15 protein-coding genes and 1 rRNA gene are annotated in these 15803 nt (G+C 45.6%); 11 read left to right on the forward strand and 5 right to left on the reverse strand.

Annotated features, from left to right (window positions below; genetic code table 11):
• Positions 1 to 342: ribosomal RNA gene (locus BLR65_RS24225) — 23S ribosomal RNA — on the forward strand; the annotation flags it as partial.
• A gap of 360 nt (positions 343 to 702) precedes the next feature.
• Here BLR65_RS24225 and BLR65_RS24230 read toward each other — a convergent pair.
• Together BLR65_RS24230 and speD are read right to left on the reverse strand one after the other, a co-directional pair.
• The gene (locus BLR65_RS24230; protein WP_093796731.1) at positions 703 to 1194 is read right to left on the reverse strand and encodes a rubrerythrin family protein; all 492 of its coding nucleotides are present in this window, start codon (positions 1192 to 1194) and stop codon (positions 703 to 705) included.
• 201 nt (positions 1195 to 1395) lie between these two features.
• Positions 1396 to 1845: an adenosylmethionine decarboxylase gene (gene speD, locus BLR65_RS24235; protein WP_093796732.1), complete on the reverse strand. Its 450-nt coding sequence runs from the start codon at positions 1843 to 1845 to the stop codon at positions 1396 to 1398.
• 403 nt (positions 1846 to 2248) lie between these two features.
• Here speD and BLR65_RS24240 point away from each other — a divergent pair, with 403 nt between their 5' ends.
• The 10 genes from BLR65_RS24240 (at position 2249) to disA (ending at position 13612) form a co-directional block, all read left to right on the forward strand.
• On the forward strand, positions 2249 to 3190 hold the full coding sequence (locus tag BLR65_RS24240) for a nitronate monooxygenase (RefSeq protein WP_093796733.1): 942 nt from the start codon (positions 2249 to 2251) through the stop codon (positions 3188 to 3190).
• A gap of 36 nt (positions 3191 to 3226) precedes the next feature.
• Positions 3227 to 4408, forward strand: a complete 1182-nt coding sequence (locus BLR65_RS24245) for an FprA family A-type flavoprotein (protein ID WP_176772802.1) — start codon at positions 3227 to 3229, stop codon at positions 4406 to 4408.
• A gap of 100 nt (positions 4409 to 4508) precedes the next feature.
• Positions 4509 to 5039, forward strand: a complete 531-nt coding sequence (locus BLR65_RS24250; RefSeq protein WP_093796735.1) for a zinc dependent phospholipase C family protein — start codon at positions 4509 to 4511, stop codon at positions 5037 to 5039.
• 10 nt (positions 5040 to 5049) lie between these two features.
• Positions 5050 to 6231 carry a class I SAM-dependent rRNA methyltransferase gene (locus BLR65_RS24255; protein ID WP_093796736.1) on the forward strand — a complete coding sequence of 394 codons (1182 nt, stop codon included), beginning with the start codon at positions 5050 to 5052 and terminating at the stop codon, positions 6229 to 6231.
• Between the two features lie 175 nt (positions 6232 to 6406).
• Complete coding sequence (locus BLR65_RS24260) at positions 6407 to 6859, forward strand: CtsR family transcriptional regulator (RefSeq protein WP_093796737.1); 453 nt, start codon at positions 6407 to 6409, stop codon at positions 6857 to 6859.
• 18 nt (positions 6860 to 6877) lie between these two features.
• Positions 6878 to 7438 carry a UvrB/UvrC motif-containing protein gene (locus BLR65_RS24265; protein ID WP_093796738.1) on the forward strand — a complete coding sequence of 187 codons (561 nt, stop codon included), beginning with the start codon at positions 6878 to 6880 and terminating at the stop codon, positions 7436 to 7438.
• Positions 7431 to 8501: a protein arginine kinase gene (locus BLR65_RS24270; RefSeq protein WP_093796739.1), complete on the forward strand. Its 1071-nt coding sequence runs from the start codon at positions 7431 to 7433 to the stop codon at positions 8499 to 8501. The genes BLR65_RS24265 and BLR65_RS24270 overlap by 8 nt, the downstream gene beginning before the upstream one ends.
• 33 nt (positions 8502 to 8534) lie before the next feature.
• Positions 8535 to 10991 carry an ATP-dependent Clp protease ATP-binding subunit gene (locus tag BLR65_RS24275; protein WP_093796740.1) on the forward strand — a complete coding sequence of 819 codons (2457 nt, stop codon included), beginning with the start codon at positions 8535 to 8537 and terminating at the stop codon, positions 10989 to 10991.
• A 168-nt stretch (positions 10992 to 11159) separates the two neighbouring features.
• Entirely contained in the window at positions 11160 to 12524 is a 1365-nt protein-coding gene (gene radA / locus BLR65_RS24280; protein WP_093796741.1) for a DNA repair protein RadA, read from the forward strand.
• A complete protein-coding gene (disA, locus tag BLR65_RS24285) occupies positions 12521 to 13612 on the forward strand; it encodes a DNA integrity scanning diadenylate cyclase DisA (protein ID WP_093796742.1) in 1092 nt (363 codons plus the stop codon). Before radA ends, disA begins: the two co-directional genes overlap by 4 nt.
• A 13-nt stretch (positions 13613 to 13625) precedes the next feature.
• On the opposite strand, the gene BLR65_RS24290 is transcribed toward disA, so the two are convergent.
• The 3 genes from BLR65_RS24290 to BLR65_RS24300 form a co-directional block, all read right to left on the reverse strand.
• Complete coding sequence (locus BLR65_RS24290) at positions 13626 to 13928, reverse strand: stage II sporulation protein P (RefSeq protein WP_245693020.1); 303 nt, start codon at positions 13926 to 13928, stop codon at positions 13626 to 13628.
• Between the two features lie 37 nt (positions 13929 to 13965).
• Entirely contained in the window at positions 13966 to 15141 is a 1176-nt protein-coding gene (gene spoIIP / locus BLR65_RS24295) for a stage II sporulation protein P (protein WP_093796744.1), read from the reverse strand.
• A 216-nt stretch (positions 15142 to 15357) separates the two neighbouring features.
• A complete protein-coding gene (locus BLR65_RS24300; RefSeq protein WP_093796745.1) occupies positions 15358 to 15756 on the reverse strand; it encodes a nucleoside triphosphate pyrophosphohydrolase family protein in 399 nt (132 codons plus the stop codon).
• Positions 15757 to 15803: the final 47 nt, after the last annotated feature.

The following is a 15803-nucleotide window of genomic DNA, read 5'->3' on the forward strand; positions in this document are numbered from 1 at the left end:
CGCCCATTAAAGTGGTACGTGAGCTGGGTTCAGAACGTCGTGAGACAGTTCGGTCCCTATCCATCGCGGGCGTAAGAGACTTGAAGGGAACTGCTCCTAGTACGAGAGGACCGGAGTGGACGGACCAATGGTGTACCAGTTATTCCGCCAGGAGTACAGCTGGGTAGCTACGTCCGGAAAGGATAAACGCTGAAAGCATCTAAGCGTGAAACCAGCCTTAAGATGAGGTCTGTGATTCGCAAGAAGTAAGGCCCCTTATAGATGATAAGGTAGATAGGCCAGATGTGGAAGTGGAGTAATCCATGGAGCTGACTGGTACTAATAGGCCGAGCACTTGACTTATAAGCAGAGAGCCAGGTTTTTAGGAGCGATAGCGACGCGAAAACCTGTGCGAATCGCTTAGTTCTGAGCGAGCGAAGAACATCATTATTGTCGCGAGCCGTAAGGCGAAGTGAGAATGTGTATAAGTCGCTTAGTTAGAGCGGAGCGATAACATCCTTAAAAATGTTCTAGCTCTGAACTAACAATCAGTATCTAATTATGCAATGCTTATCTTCTGTGAAGTTTTCAAGGAACAAATATAGGAAAGTAAATAGTTTATTAATACACCTACTCAATGTTGTGGGTGTTTTTTGTTATTGCAAACATAATAAAAGCCTAACCCGATGGGTTAGGCTTTAGAATCATGTCTATATTTAATATTTAGCCTATAGTCTTATAAGCTTGAGCCTTTGCACCGCAGATCGGACATCTTTCGGGGGCTTCCTTTTCGGCAATATGGCCACAGACTGAGCAGATATAATATTCGTAGGTTTCACCGTTACTCATGTTGGCAAGGGCCTTTTTGTACAGTTCAGCATGTACTTTTTCCGCTTCGTTGGCTAAAGTAAAGGTGCGGGCTGCAGCTGCGTGGTTTTCTTCTTTGGCTATTTTAATAAAGTCGGGGTACATTGCCTCAAACTCATAAGTTTCTCCTTCTACAGCGGCTTTAAGGTTTTCGGCAGTGGATTTAACTACCCCCATGGCTTTTAAGTGAGCAAGCGCATGAATGGTTTCGGCTTCTGCGGCAGCCCGAAATAATTTGGCAGCCTGAGTATGTCCCTCACTGTCAGCCTGTTTGGCAAAAGCGAGATATTTACGGTTAGCCTGAGATTCACCGGCAAAAGCAGCAGCAAGGTTTTTATCTGTACTCATTGTAAAAATCCTCCTTAATTAACAGATATAATTATCTATTAATTATTATTATCCATTTTCCTTGATTTGTCAATAGGATGCCCATAAATTTCAAAAAAAAAACAACCAGTCCTCTATACTGGCTGTTTTTTTATTCAGTTAAAAGACTTCTATGGATTGAACAGCGTAGTTTTCTGCCAGCAACTAAGTGGCAGAAGCCAATTATCTGTTGCGTAGAAAGCGCCATACTCGGGCACTTGTGTTGCGCATCCGGCGAAGCGGGGCAATGCTCACACGTATACGGGGCTTCATATCTTTTTGTAAACCAAAATCACCACGCATGATGTTTGTTGTTCTAGTTTTTTCGGGTTTCAAAAAACGCTTTAAAATAGTTATTACCCTGTCAGAATGACTGTAGTCGCCGCAGGTAAAAATATCAACAGCTGCATAGTTTAATTGAGGAAATGTATGGATACTCATATGGCTTTGACCTAAAAGTGCAATGATCGTAAGCCCCTGAGGCTCTGTTTGATGATCAATTATATCGATTACTGAAAGTCCGGCTTCTTTAATGGATGTTAACATTGCGGATTTAACAAATTCAAGGTCAGTGAGATGATCACGGTTACAACCGTACATATCAGTAGTTAGGTGTCTTCCGATAGGTGTCATGATAACTCGCCCCTTTTTGAAATAATGACGATATGCAGGAAATGACGGAAGTTCTATTTTACAGAAAAAATATACTTAACAGATAATGTCTCCCTATAGGTTATTAATTGATGGGGATTTATACAATTGTTCATTATAGATAGATTGAGCAAGAATGTAAAGAGTTATTTGATAATTTTGTGGTAAAACTATAATTATATGAATTTTAATAAGGATTTCCTTCAGTCAGGACGCTGGTAACGTTCCGACGCAGCACAGGGTCTTGCTTTTGTTGATCTGTAAATCTTTATTGGATACTATAAAGTACAGCAAAATAATAATTGTCGTTTTTAGATAGCTAGCAGCAGGAATTATTTACATCAATAGTGAAGAAAATACAAGAAACTAATGAAAGGGGATTTCCATGAAAACTAAGCTGACAAACCTTCTTGGTATTACCTACCCGATTATTCAAGGCGGTATGGCTTGGATTTCTGAAGCTAAGCTGGCGGCAGCGGTTTCTGCGGCAGGCGGGGCTGGAATTATTGCCGCGGGAGGCCATGACGCAAAGTACGTTCGGGAACAAATACGCCTGGCAAAGCAATTGACCGACAAGCCATTTGGAGTCAACGTCCAGCTTATGGCTGCTGATAAGGACGAAATTGTTGAAGTTATTTGTGAGGAAAAACCCGCATTTGTGACATTAGGTGCTGGCAATCCAGTGCCTTATTTTGAAAAGTTCAGTAAGGCTCAAATTAAGAAAATTCCGGTTGTGCCTAATGCTAAATTAGCTAAACGGGTAGAAGACAGCGGAGCCGATGCTATTGTGATAGAAGGGATGGAGGCCGGTGGCCACATTGGAATACTTACTACAATGTCCTTGATGACTCAAGTTATTCCATTGATACAGATACCCGTCATAGTCGGCGGCGGTTTTGCCGATGGTCGTGGTTTGGCAGCAGCACTCATTATGGGGGCTGCCGGCGTACAGATGGGAACCAGGTTTCTAATTGCCGAGGAGTGCAATGTTCATCACCGGGTTAAAGAAAAGTTATTGGCGGCTATCGATACAGATACTGTTATTACAGGAATGATGCACGGGCATGGCGTACGCGGGCTCAAAAATGCGTTTACCGAGAAGTACTTAACTATGGAACGTCAAGGGGCCACGGAGGAGGAACTGGATAAATTGGCTGCTGGTACCAATCGCCTGGCGGCTGTGGAGGGAGACGTTGAACAGGGTGCGGTACTGGCCGGACAAAGCTTGCTGCCGCTAAAAAAGATTGAGCCTGCTGCTACGATTATTGAAAGTATAGTGAGTGAAGCTACAAGTATCTTGGTCAATGCGCCTCAATTAGTAGATTAACATATTGAGGCTTTAAATTGGAGGGAGCTAAGAATAATGAATATTGTTAAGCTAACTGAGAAGGTATATTATGTCGGTGCGGTTGATTGGAACCTTCGTGATTTTCATGGGTATACAACACCACGGGGAGTTACCTACAATTCCTATCTTATCGTGGATGAAAAGGTATGCCTGATTGACACAGTGAAAGCCCCGTTTGCTCAAGAATTACTGGAACGTATAAGCCAGATTATTGATCCAGGCAAAATTGACTATGTCATTACGAATCATATCGAGCCAGATCATTCCAGTGCATTACCGGCAGTAATGGCCAGGGCGCCACAGGCCAAAGTGCTTTTGACGGAACATGGCCGTACTGGTATTATTAAGCATTATCAGCAAAATTATGATTTTCAGGTGGTGAAAGAGGGGGATGTGCTTGACCTTGGTCGGAACAAACTGCGGTTTATTCCGGTTCCCATGCTGCACTGGCCTGATTCGATGATCAGTTATTTAACAGAAGATCAACTATTATTTTCTAATGATGCTTTTGGGCAGCATATTTCTACAACCAAGCGTTTTGATGACGAAAACGATCTTTCAGAACTCATTTATGAGGCTGAAAAATACTATGCCAATATTCTTCAGCCATTTGGTAAGCTGGTAATAAAAGCTGTAGACAAGCTCAAAGAGCTGCCTGTAAAGATTATTGCTCCCAGTCATGGAGTGGTATGGCGAAGCCATATACCGGCTATTGTCGCCAAATATCAGGATTGGGGCGCTGGCAAAACCGTCGGTAAAGTAGTAATTGCTTATGACAGCATGTGGGGAAGTACGGAACGGATGGCCCGGCAGCTACTTGACGGAGTGGCAAGTGCCGGGGCGACAGGCAAGTTGTATAAGATGTCGGTAGCTGAACGAAGTGAAGTCGTTCGGGATATGTTGGAGGCAGGCGGCGTGCTAATTGGCTCGCCTACCCTGAACAACGGTATGTTGCCTACTATGGGGGCTCTTACTACCTACCTGAAAGGATTGCGGCCTACAAGTAAAATCGGGGCTGCTTTCGGTGCTTATGGCTGGGGCGGAGGTGCCCAAAAAGCTATGGAAGAAATGCTGGGTAGCAGTGGAATTGCAATGCAGCCGGGGCTAGCCCTTAAGTGGGTACCTGATGCAGATGAAATGGAGAAATGCTTCAATTTTGGTTACGAGTTTGCACAAAAGGTGTTAGATAGGATTTAAACACTAAGGCAGTGCTGTTAGGCGCTGCCTTTCTACATACTGCAGCCATGATGGTGCCACACTATTACTGCTGTTGACAACGATACCGCAAGGAGGCAGAATGTACACTCTCCATCATGGGTTCTGGATTTATTTTTTTACACGGCGTCATCCTAAAGTATGGCAGTTTGTTTTTGGCGCCATGTTGCCTGACTATGTATATATTGTGTTGCTGGGATTTCTGTTATGTAAAGGTTTTGTGGGATGGTCGGATCTTGCTCATTTAAGTCCTGGCTTGTGGATGAGCCTTGTTCCCCTTTTTCCCTGGGTGGTGAAACTTGATTTATGGGGTCATTCGGTGCTTATCTGGTTTAGCGCATTTTTAATTAGCTTTTTTCCAGGAATTAAAAATATCCGGGCAATTATTGTTGGTTGGGGTACGCACTTGCTTTTTGATGCACTTACGCATAGTGCCTATTCTAATTTTTATCTTTTTCCGTTGAGTTTTCATACGGTGGAAAGCCCGGTATCCTATTGGGAAGAAAATTATTGGTCACAGGAATTCCGGATGATTAACATGTTACTGATGGCTGCAGCGACTGCTTATATGTTATGGGAATGGTGGAAGACCCGTAAAAAAAAGAGGAAATGAGGAAATAATAATGGAAGAAGTGAAAGTTTTCTTACGAAAGGGGGCTCAGCACCGGGTGGAGAATGGCCATCCCTGGGTGTACCAAAGTGAGCTTGATTATATTGAAGGTGAGTTTCAGCCAGGTGATATCGTTGACGTTTATAATTTTCGGCAGCGGTTTATTGGACGAGGCTATATTAATCCACGATCCCAAATTATCGTGCGGCTCTTATCGCGCCAGCAGGAGCCGATTGACCGGAATTTCTTCAAGAAGCGTATTGAAACAGCGTGGCGGTACCGGCAGACTTTTTTGGCAGAACCGGAGTTTTGTCGCTTAGTCTATGGAGAAGCAGATTTTTTGCCGGCACTTATTATTGATAAATTTGGCCAATATCTGGTTATGCAGACCCTGGCTTTAGGGATTGATCTTTATAAAGAAACCATTATTTCTGTGCTGGAGGAGTTGTTTGCCCCTGATGGAATCTATGAGCGCAATGATGTCCCCGTACGAAAGTTAGAAGGCTTAGATATGCGCAAAGGATATCTGAAAGGCAGTTTTCCAACACAAATTATTGTAAAGGAAAATGGTATTCCTTTCTATGCTGATATAGAGAATGGACAAAAAACCGGATTTTTTTATGACCAACGGGAGAATCGGCGTTTTTTGGAACCGGTTGTCAAAGATGCCGAAGTACTGGACTGTTTTTGTCATACCGGCTCCTTTGCCATACATAGTGCTTTATATGGAGCAAAGAGCATACACTCTATCGATATATCGGAAGATGCGATTACCTTAGCTAAAAAAAATGCCGCCATGAACGGCGTCGAGGATCGATGCAATTTTGAGGTTGCCAATGCTTTTGATGCATTACGGTCTTTAGTGGAGGAACACAGGCAATATGATGTTGTTATCCTTGATCCACCGGCGTTTACTAAGAGTCGAAGCAGTATTGAGGGAGCGGCGCGCGGTTACAAGGAAATTAACCTGCGCGGACTTAAGCTTACGCGGCCGGGCGGTTTTCTAATTACTTGTTCATGCTCCTATCATATGGACAGAGATTTATTTAAGGCAGTGGTTGTTGATGCCGCCAGAGATGCCAAGCGAATTATTAGAGAGGTCGAATATCGTACACAGGCTAAGGATCACCCTATTTTACCGGCAGCGGCAGAGACCAACTATCTTAAATTCTTAGTTTTGCAAGTAGTTGAATAAAAAAGTGCATGGCGGAGTAAAGGTTTTACAGCAGAAGTTATTTAATGATAATTGCTATTCATTAACGAATATCCGTATTTTTGCTGATAAAGTGGAATTGCAATAACAGACAAAATAAAATAATATAAAGTCAAAAGGTCAACTAAAGTCAAAACTAAAGTGGGGAGGTGGGAATTTGAACAATTTAGCCGATATGATCGAACAATGGATATTACGCCAAATTGCGAGAGAACAAGATAAAATTATTATTTTGCGACGCAATGAGATGGCGGAAGAGCTTGAATGCGCCCCTTCTCAAATCAGTTATGTGTTGAGCACGCGTTTTACCATAGAACGTGGCTTTATTGTAGAATCCAGACGCGGTTCCGGCGGTTTTGTCCGGATTGCCCGCATCCCGGCGCAACCTATTGAATATCAAGATGCCGCCAATCAAGTTGATGACACATTAAGCTTAGAAGAGGTACAAGATATTGTCGCGCGTTTACGAAGTCATAATCTTATGACCTCTCGCGAAGCCGCTCTTATTTGCAAATGTTTTGCCATGCTTTACGATCGGATTTCTCCTCAAGAGCGGGTACCGATGCTAAGGTCATTGTTAATGATCTTGGCAAATCAAAATGAAGGATAAGTTCGGAGGCAAAAGAGTATGTTATGTGATGAGTGTCAAAAAGAGCCTGCCTGTGTGCATATTACCAAGATTATTAATCAGCAAAAGATCGAAAGACATTTATGTGAACAGTGTGCGCAAAAATCAGGTGAAATTATAGGTAAGGGAATTAACAATTTTCTGGGTAATAAATATTCCATTCATGACTTTTTGAAAGAGATGTTTAATTATACACTGCCAAATGATGAACGACAAACATTAGAACCTGTTTGCCCGGACTGCGGGCTAAGTTATAGTGAGTTTAGCCGTAGTGGCAAGTTTGGCTGCAGCGGCTGCTACCAAGCGTTTAGCGGCCAATTGGAACCGCTTATTAAGCAGATTCACGGGACGGCAACCCATACGGGTAAAGTCCCTAAGCGGGGCGGCCTCAGATTCGGAGTTGAACAACTTATCAAGCGGCTGCGGCATGAATTGGAGCAGCACGTTGCCCGCGAGGAATATGAGCAGGCAGCTAAGTTAAGGGATGAAATAAAGGTACTGGAAAGGCAATTATCCACTCCAGAGACTGACCAAGAGAAAGGGGATGCGCAGAATGGCTGATATTTTGCGAAGCCTATTAAACGAACCGCTCACACCCTGGCTCAGCGGTGGCGGGCCTGAAGACGAAATCGTACTTTCCAGTCGGATTCGTTTGGCTCGTAACTTAAAAAATCAGCCGTTTCCTGGCCGGGCCTCGACCGCTAAACTGGGTGAGATTGTGGCTGAATTAAAAGAAGTGCCGGTAGAACTGCAGGCAGACGACGATCATGAATATGCCTTGATCGAACTTGAAAAGATATCACCGCTGGCCCGCCATGTTCTTGTTGAAAAACATATTATTAGTCCAAACCACGCCGCAGAACCGGAAAACCGGGCACTCATTGTCCGCGATGACGCCGGCGTCAGTATTATGGTTAACGAAGAGGATCACTTGCGTCTGCAATGTCTGGAAGCGGGGCTTAATCTGACAGATGCTTTTAATAAAGCCACTACTATTGACGATATTATTGAGGCAAAACACGATTTGGCATTCATGGAGCATATTGGCTATCTGACTGCTTGCCCCACAAATATTGGCACAGGTATGCGAGCTTCGGTTATGGCTCATTTACCGGCTCTAACCTTGACAAAACAAATGGGGACAATGGTGGCAATTGCCACGCAGTTAGGCCTGACTGTACGGGGATTATACGGTGAAGGTACGGAAGCGGCCGGCAATATCTTTCAGATTTCCAACCAGGTGACTTTAGGCCGTAGTGAGCAGGATATTATTAGCAATCTGAGTAATGTTGTTAAGCAGATTGTTGATAAAGAACGGGTGGCGAGAAAGCTGTTACTCAATGATGCGCCAGATGCGCTGGCTGACCGGGTGTGGCGTGCCTATGGGGTGCTTCGCTACGCACAAAGTTTGTCGGCGCAGGAAGCGCTGGCCTTGTTGAGTGAAGTGCGACTGGGAATCGATCTGGGGGTTATTGATGAAGTAAAGCCGGATATCTTTAACCAGCTGTTGGTATCTACCAGGCCCAATTTTCTTCAGAACCTGTCGGGCGAGGTCCCTATGAATCAAATGGCGTGCAATAAATTGCGGGCCCAATTGGTCCGTTCGAGTTTGCAAAGAAAATAGTAATTAGTTATGTTGCAAGGGAGGTAAGGATAGATGTTTAATAGATTTACTGACAGAGCGCGCAAGGTACTGATTTTGGCACAACAGGAAGCTGCCCGCTATGGGCATGGCTATATTGGAACCGAACATTTATTATTGGGGCTGTTGCGGGAAGGCGAGGGTGTGGCCGCCAAGGCTTTAAACTCGCTGGGACTGCAGGTAGAGGCCGTGCAGATGCAGGTGGAAAGCATTTTAGGCAAAGGGCAGGACCAGTCAAGCGATATTGGTTATACACCACGGGCAAAAAAGGTAATTGAATTGGCGATGGAGGAAGCCTTACGTTTGGGGCATAGTTATGTGGGGACAGAGCATATCCTGCTTGGATTAATTCGCGAAGGTGAGGGTATTGCCGCCCAAGTGCTGATAGGCATGGGGGTAGATATTAACCTTATGCGCCAACGGGTTATTGAGATGCTGGGGGGGTATTCCATGTCCGGCATGGCCCCGCAACCAAAGGCAAAAGCGCCTGGCGGTCAGCCGTCTGCAGCGAATGGAACCCCGCTTTTGGATGAATTTGGCCGTGATCTCAATAAAATGTCCCAGGAAGGGAAAATTGATCCGGTAATTGGCCGGGCAGCCGAAATTGAACGGGTTGTTCAAATTCTTTTGCGGCGGACCAAAAACAATCCGGTGCTTATTGGTGAACCTGGCGTAGGTAAAACGGCTATTGCTGAAGGCTTGGCAAAACGTATTGTTGAGGGTCAAACGCCGGAGATTTTGCGCAATAAACGCGTTGTCTCGCTTAATATGGCGTCTATGGTTGCCGGTACAAAGTACCGGGGTGAGTTTGAAGAACGTTTGAAAAAGGTTATGGACGAAATCCGGGAGGCCGGTAATGTAATTTTATTTATTGATGAATTGCATACGCTGATTGGTGCTGGAGCAGCCGAAGGAGCAATTGATGCCGCTAATATCCTAAAGCCGGCATTAGCGCGGGGGGAACTGCAGGTTATTGGTGCCACGACATTAAATGAGTATAAAAAACATATTGAAAAAGATGCTGCTTTAGAGCGGCGCTTTCAGCCGATTACAGTCGGCGAACCCAGCGTTGAGGATGCTATCAATATACTCAAGGGCATAAGAGATAAATATGAGGCATTTCATCGGGCGCAGATCACGGATGAGGCGATTGAAGCGGCGGTTAAACTTTCCCATCGCTATATTTCTGACCGGTTTCTGCCGGATAAGGCGATTGATCTTATGGATGAGGCGGCCTCGCGTGTGCGCCTGCAAGCCTTCTCCGTACCACCTGATGTCAAGGAAGTTGAAAAGCGTTTAGAGCAGACACGGACCGAAAAGGAAGCTGCCATTGCGGCCCAGGAATTTGAACGGGCGGCTGGCTTGCGGGATCTGGAACAGCAAATCCGGGAAGAGCTTGAGACCAAGCAGCGGGAAGTTAAACAACGGGGTAGTGAACGCATTGTCGTTTCTGCTGAGGATATTGCCCATGTAGTTTCTACGTGGACGCGCATTCCGGTGAAAAAACTGGCTGAAGAAGAATCGGAACGGCTACTTAAGCTGGAAGAAATTTTGCATAAGCGTGTTATTGGACAGCATCAGGCGGTACGGTCGGTTGCCAAGGCGGTACGTCGCGCCCGGGCAGGTCTTAAAGATCCCAAACGGCCGATTGGTTCCTTCTTGTTTCTAGGTCCGACTGGGGTTGGCAAAACCGAACTGTCCCGTGCATTGGCAGAAGCGCTGTTTGGGGATGAGACGGCCATGATTCGTCTGGATATGTCCGAATATATGGAAAAGCATACGGTTTCCCGGCTTGTCGGTGCTCCTCCCGGCTATGTCGGCTATGAAGAAGGTGGGCAGCTGACAGATGCGGTTCGGCGTAAACCCTATTCGGTTATTCTCCTGGATGAAATTGAGAAGGCTCATTATGATGTGTTTAATATGCTGCTGCAGGTATTAGAAGACGGACGTTTGACCGACAGTCAGGGGCGAACGGTTGATTTCAAAAACACAGTTATTATCATGACTTCCAATATTGGGTCCCAGCATTTGAAAAAAGATTCGGCCGCGATGGGTTTCCTGTCTGCTGAGAGAGCAAAAGACAATGAAGGTGAAATAGCTAAAGCCCGGGTTTTGGATGAAGTTAAGAAAGTATTTCGCCCGGAATTCTTAAACCGGATTGACGAGATTATTGTCTTTAGCAGTTTAACAGATGAAGATTTGCAACAGATTGTTGATATCATGCTCAGGGAAGTAGCGGGACGTTTGACCAATGCTGATTTGAGTCTGGAACTGACAGACGCTGCTAAGAGGGAGCTGTTAAAAGAAGGGCGGGATCACGCTTTTGGGGCCCGGCCGCTGCGCCGGGCTATTCAAAAACTAGTTGAAGATGAAATTTCCGAGATGATTATTCGTCAAGCTGTCAAGGGTGGCGATACGGTAGTCGTTGACGCGGATGACGGTGGTAAATTAAAGTTTGCGAAAAAGGCGTAATCAGCAGGAAATTTGCCCGGAAAACGCGAAAAAAGCACTCGAAATGAGTGCTTTTTTCACATTATTAGAAAGGTTAACCTTCTGATAATAATAAGAATAACTAAGGCTCCCACTCTTTTCCTGTATGCTTGGGAAAGATTGCAGAGGTAAATTGAAGGAGAATCAATTTTGTCCAAAGTTAAAACCAATTTTGTATGTCAACAGTGTGGTGCGGAAGCAAGCAAATGGCTGGGACGTTGTCCCGGCTGTGGCGAGTGGAATACGATGGTAGAAGAAGTGGTGCCTAAAAAAACAGAATCACATTTGGCTTCACTCCCTGCCTCAAAACCAAAACCGATTAGCACCGTGGATACAGCAGCCATGCCCCGCCTTTTATCGGGGGTGGGTGAATTTGATCGCGTTCTGGGTGGGGGGATAGTGCCGGGAGCCCTGCTTTTAATTGGTGGTGATCCGGGAATCGGTAAATCAACGTTATTATTGCAGGTGGCGGCCGGAGTAGCAGAGAAATACGGACCCGTCTTATATACGTCAGGCGAAGAATCGGCTGCGCAAATAAAAATAAGAGCCGAAAGACTGGAAAAAATGAGTAATAATTTGTTAATTTTTACAGAAAATAATCTGGAGACAATTATCTTGCAGGCCTTACACCAAAAACCGTCGCTGGTTATTATTGATTCTATTCAGACCATGTATAGTCCGGAGATTCCTTCGGCTCCGGGCAGCGTCGGACAAGTTCGGGAAAGTACGGGCAAACTTATGCGGTTTGCCAAGGAAAGTGGTATTCCCACGGCGATAATCGGCCATGTGACAAAAGACGGAAATATTGCCGGTCCCCGGCTTTTGGAGCACATGGTCGATGCGGTGCTTTATTTTGAAGGAGAACGCAGCTATGCTTTTCGCGTATTGCGGGCGATTAAGAACCGGTTTGGTTCTACGAGCGAAAGTGGGATTTTTTCCATGGAAGAGCAAGGGCTGGCGGAAGTTGCTAATCCTTCAGGTCTGTTGCTGGCTGAGCGCCCCCAAGGCGCACCTGGTTCAGTGGTACTGGCCTATATGGAAGGGGTGCGTCCGTTATTAATTGAAATTCAGGCGTTGGTCAGTACGACCTGCTTTGGTATGCCGCGCCGTATGGCAGCGGGCTTTGATTATAACCGCTTGATTTTGTTAATGGCTGTACTGGAAAAAAGGGTAGGGCTCATGCTGGCAAACCAAGATGCATATGTTAATGCTGTAGGTGGATTTAAAATTGTTGAACCGGCTGCCGATTTACCTGTTGCGCTCGCTATTGCCTCCAGTTTTAGAAGTACTACGATCGATCCGCATACGGTCGTCATGGGAGAAGTAGGCCTTACCGGTGAGGTAAGAATGATCAATAGGGTCGAAGCCAGAATTAACGAGGCGGCGTCATTGGGATTTAAACGCTTTGTAATTCCTGCCGGAAATCTTTCAGGATTGAAGCTGACCAAGAAAGCGGGACTTGATATTACCGGGGTTGCTAGTATCAGCGAGGCTATGGAGGCGGTATTTATATGAGCAAAAATCGTGAAGAACGTGCGGAACGGCTTTGGGACGCACGCTTTGTTAAAACCATAAAAACATTAGCTCCGGGTACAACGTTGAGGGACGGTCTGGAGAATGTGCTGCGCGCTAAAATGGGCGCTTTGGTATTGGTGGGAGATAATCCGGCAATACTTGAAATTGTCGACGGTGGTTTTGAAATTAATTCCGATTTTACTCCGGCCGGCTTTTATGAGCTGGCTAAGATGGATGGGGCTATTGTGCTCTCTAATGACAGTAAAAAAATTTTGTTTGCCAATGCGCAGCTAGTGCCTGACCCCGGGATACCCACCGCCGAAACCGGGACACGTCACCGTACCGCTGAACGTGCCGCCAAACAGACCGGGGCGCCGGTGGTAGCTATTTCGCAGCGACGCAATGTCATTTCGGTGTATCTTGGTCATCTGCGTTATACCCTTAAAGATATTTCCGTAATATTAAACCGGGCTAATCAGGCCTTGCAAACACTGGAAAAGTACAAAAAGGTCCTTGACAAGGGCTTGATTAATTTGAGTGCACTAGAATTTGAGGACCTTGTCACGCTATACGATGTTGCGGTTGTTTTGATTCGGGCCGAGCGGGTTAACCGGATAGCCCGCGAGATTGAGCGCTATATTATTGAGTTGGGGACAGAGGGCCGTCTTATCAGTATGCAGATGGAAGAACTCATATCCAGTGTTGATGATGTTGCCCTGTTAATAAAAGACTACTGTAATACGAATGAATATAAGGATTATGAAGCCGTTAGAGAGCAGATTGCCGTATTGCCTGAAGAAAACCTTGAACCTTTTGCTATCTGCCGGGCGTTGGATTATGGTGTTGGTCCCACGGCAATGGACATCCCTGTTGTGCCGCGTGGCTACCGGATACTTCGCCAAATCCCCCGCTTGCCGTTATTGGTTGGCGAGAAACTGGTTGCTCATTTTAAAACACTTCATCATATTTATAATGCCAGTTTAGTGGAGTTGGATGAAGTGGAAGGGATTGGCGAGGTGCGGGCAAAAACAATAAAGGACGGTCTAAAACGGTTGCGGGAGCAGGCCTTCTTAGATCGCCACTACTAGTTGCGTTGCCACGTTATTTGCGGCCATCGCCTTTATAAAATTCTAAATTCAAATCTTCAACAAACCGTGCATAGGCCTGATTTCCTTCTACTTTGACAATTTTGTAACGTTTGTTTTGTTCGCTGATCAGTTCGTCGTCCACGTTGACAACGACCGGTACGTACATAAGAATTTCTTTGGTATCTTCCTCGATGATAATATAGTAATCATATGCCTTTTGGGGGGCCGGTTCCGGTTTTGCCTGAATAGACAGCAGTGCAGGGAGGTAATAGATAACTCCCAGAGCTAGGGCGGCTACGGCGAGGAGGCTGGCCAATCTAGCTATATTCCTTTTGTTCAGAAGGCAGCACCTCCTACTTTTTGCGCTTTTTAAACGGCCCTAAAAAATTGGCAAATTCCTGATTGAAAAAGTGCGCAAGTTTTTTCTTGGCCTCCTGCCAACTACCTGTGCTCAAAAATAAGAAAGCTAATGAACCAATAACAACAGCCAGCGTGATTCCCAATATATCATAACCTGGGGCTGCTGAGTCAGGTGGAACATAGGAGACGGTTTCCACACCGCCATTTGTACCGGTATTTGTGTAAGTCCCGGCCTGATTCGCTTCCGCTACACCACTATTACTGCCCACACTGACCGGACCCAGAAAAGCGGGGACGCAATCGGCAAATAAAGCGATACTGCGTTCGGCGGCTTCCCGATTATTGTATTGTGTACCGGCTTCGATTAGCAGTGCCCGGGGACTTAAATCCTGATTATAGTTGCCATGAGCGATAAATATTCCACGGATAAGGCCGCGATATTTGGCATCCGTGGCGGCTTTGATGCTCCTGGCAAAATCCAGTGTCGTTCTTTGGTTTTGATTTTGCCGTCCAACGACAAGCAGCAGCCTGCTGACAGTTTCGCCATTTATTGTGGCGCTATAGGCTCTAAGCGGAGCGCTGTCACGATGAATATCAAAAATAGCGATCGGTTGTTCCTGCAATAATTTCATGGCAGTGCGGCGGGAACGGTGATAAGCATTGGCATCGTGGGGGTCGTGCAAGTTCTTGGAGTGAACAACTTCGTAGCCAAGTTCAGTCAACCTTTTTTCAAAAGCGTCACCAACAATCATAATAGAGCCTTTTCCTTGCTGAGACGGGGTGCCGTCATTGGGAATATAGGATTCATCAGTATGACTATGGTAGACCGCGATTTTTGGTTTAGGCATTTCCGGTGGTGGTGCTTGAACAAACCGGGCATTATCGGTAATGTGGCCTGAGAAATTCTCGATGGGACGACAGCGGGCCAGCATGCCTTCCAACGCGGTAATTTCATAAAGTACGTTGTCTTCGCTGATATATTCGTCGCCGACATGGACTTCATGACCTGTTTGTAGAAGGATATTGCCCTGATCATCAATAATAGTTACATAGCCGGATATCAATTCATGAGCGGCAGGTGACCCGGCTGCAGCTACAGTGTTGGGAGCTATGGCAAAATTGACCAATATGCTTAGAGACAGCAAGACTTTTACTACTAGATAACACATGTTTACCCCCCTTTAGCAGTATCATTCCCAGGGAGCAAATGTTTATGTAGTTATTGAGACAGAAAAAAACACAGCCTGCACAAATGGGGCTGTGTGGAAAAGCAAAACTGTTTACGATAAAGTAGACTTAGCTTCAGGTAGGGTTTTAATCCCATTTGAAGCTAAGTCGCCCTTATCCAGGGACTTAGCCGCTGGGAGTTAAAAAGCGGGTTAGTCTCAGGATAAATGAAAAAAACCTAATGTTTTAACATTCTTATATTCCTGCTGCATTACACTATGTAGGGAAATTCCCGTAAGATTGCAGAGGGCGGCCAAATAAAACATACTGTGACCGAGTTCCTTGGCGATTACTTCCTGGCATTGGGGGCAAGGCTCCCCAATCAGATGCGATGACATGTGATTTCTTAATTCGCTATAGGTAATATTTTCAGGAACGGACTGGCGGGAGGCGGAAACCTGGATGCAACCACAACCGGTAACTGCTTTGGCGATGGCGCGGTTTACGCGGGCAGAAGCTTCTTGGTATTTAGTTAGGATATCAAGCACGCTGCGATGGCGGATTAAGTATTCGTCTACCGCGGACTGAAAGTCGGAGCAACATTTATTATCATGCACTCTAGGCACACCTCACTTTGCTTTTAATTATATAAACAGCTCTTTGT

The organism is Sporomusa acidovorans (assembly GCF_900101845.1).
Lineage (GTDB): Bacteria > Bacillota > Negativicutes > Sporomusales > Sporomusaceae > Sporomusa > Sporomusa acidovorans.

What these genes read in the sequence shown, in the direction of transcription:
- BLR65_RS24230 (WP_093796731.1), bottom strand. Translation starts at nt 1,194, where the DNA reads ATGAGTACAGATAAAAACCTTGCTGCTGCTTTTGCCGGTGAATCTCAG.
- speD (WP_093796732.1), bottom strand. Translation starts at nt 1,845, where the DNA reads ATGACACCTATCGGAAGACACCTAACTACTGATATGTACGGTTGTAAC.
- BLR65_RS24240 (WP_093796733.1), top strand. Translation starts at nt 2,249, where the DNA reads ATGAAAACTAAGCTGACAAACCTTCTTGGTATTACCTACCCGATTATT.
- BLR65_RS24245 (WP_176772802.1), top strand. Translation starts at nt 3,227, where the DNA reads ATGAATATTGTTAAGCTAACTGAGAAGGTATATTATGTCGGTGCGGTT.
- BLR65_RS24250 (WP_093796735.1), top strand. Translation starts at nt 4,509, where the DNA reads ATGTACACTCTCCATCATGGGTTCTGGATTTATTTTTTTACACGGCGT.
- BLR65_RS24255 (WP_093796736.1), top strand. Translation starts at nt 5,050, where the DNA reads ATGGAAGAAGTGAAAGTTTTCTTACGAAAGGGGGCTCAGCACCGGGTG.
- BLR65_RS24265 (WP_093796738.1), top strand. Translation starts at nt 6,878, where the DNA reads ATGTTATGTGATGAGTGTCAAAAAGAGCCTGCCTGTGTGCATATTACC.
- BLR65_RS24270 (WP_093796739.1), top strand. Translation starts at nt 7,431, where the DNA reads ATGGCTGATATTTTGCGAAGCCTATTAAACGAACCGCTCACACCCTGG.
- BLR65_RS24275 (WP_093796740.1), top strand. Translation starts at nt 8,535, where the DNA reads ATGTTTAATAGATTTACTGACAGAGCGCGCAAGGTACTGATTTTGGCA.
- disA (WP_093796742.1), top strand. Translation starts at nt 12,521, where the DNA reads ATGAGCAAAAATCGTGAAGAACGTGCGGAACGGCTTTGGGACGCACGC.
- spoIIP (WP_093796744.1), bottom strand. Translation starts at nt 15,141, where the DNA reads ATGTGTTATCTAGTAGTAAAAGTCTTGCTGTCTCTAAGCATATTGGTC.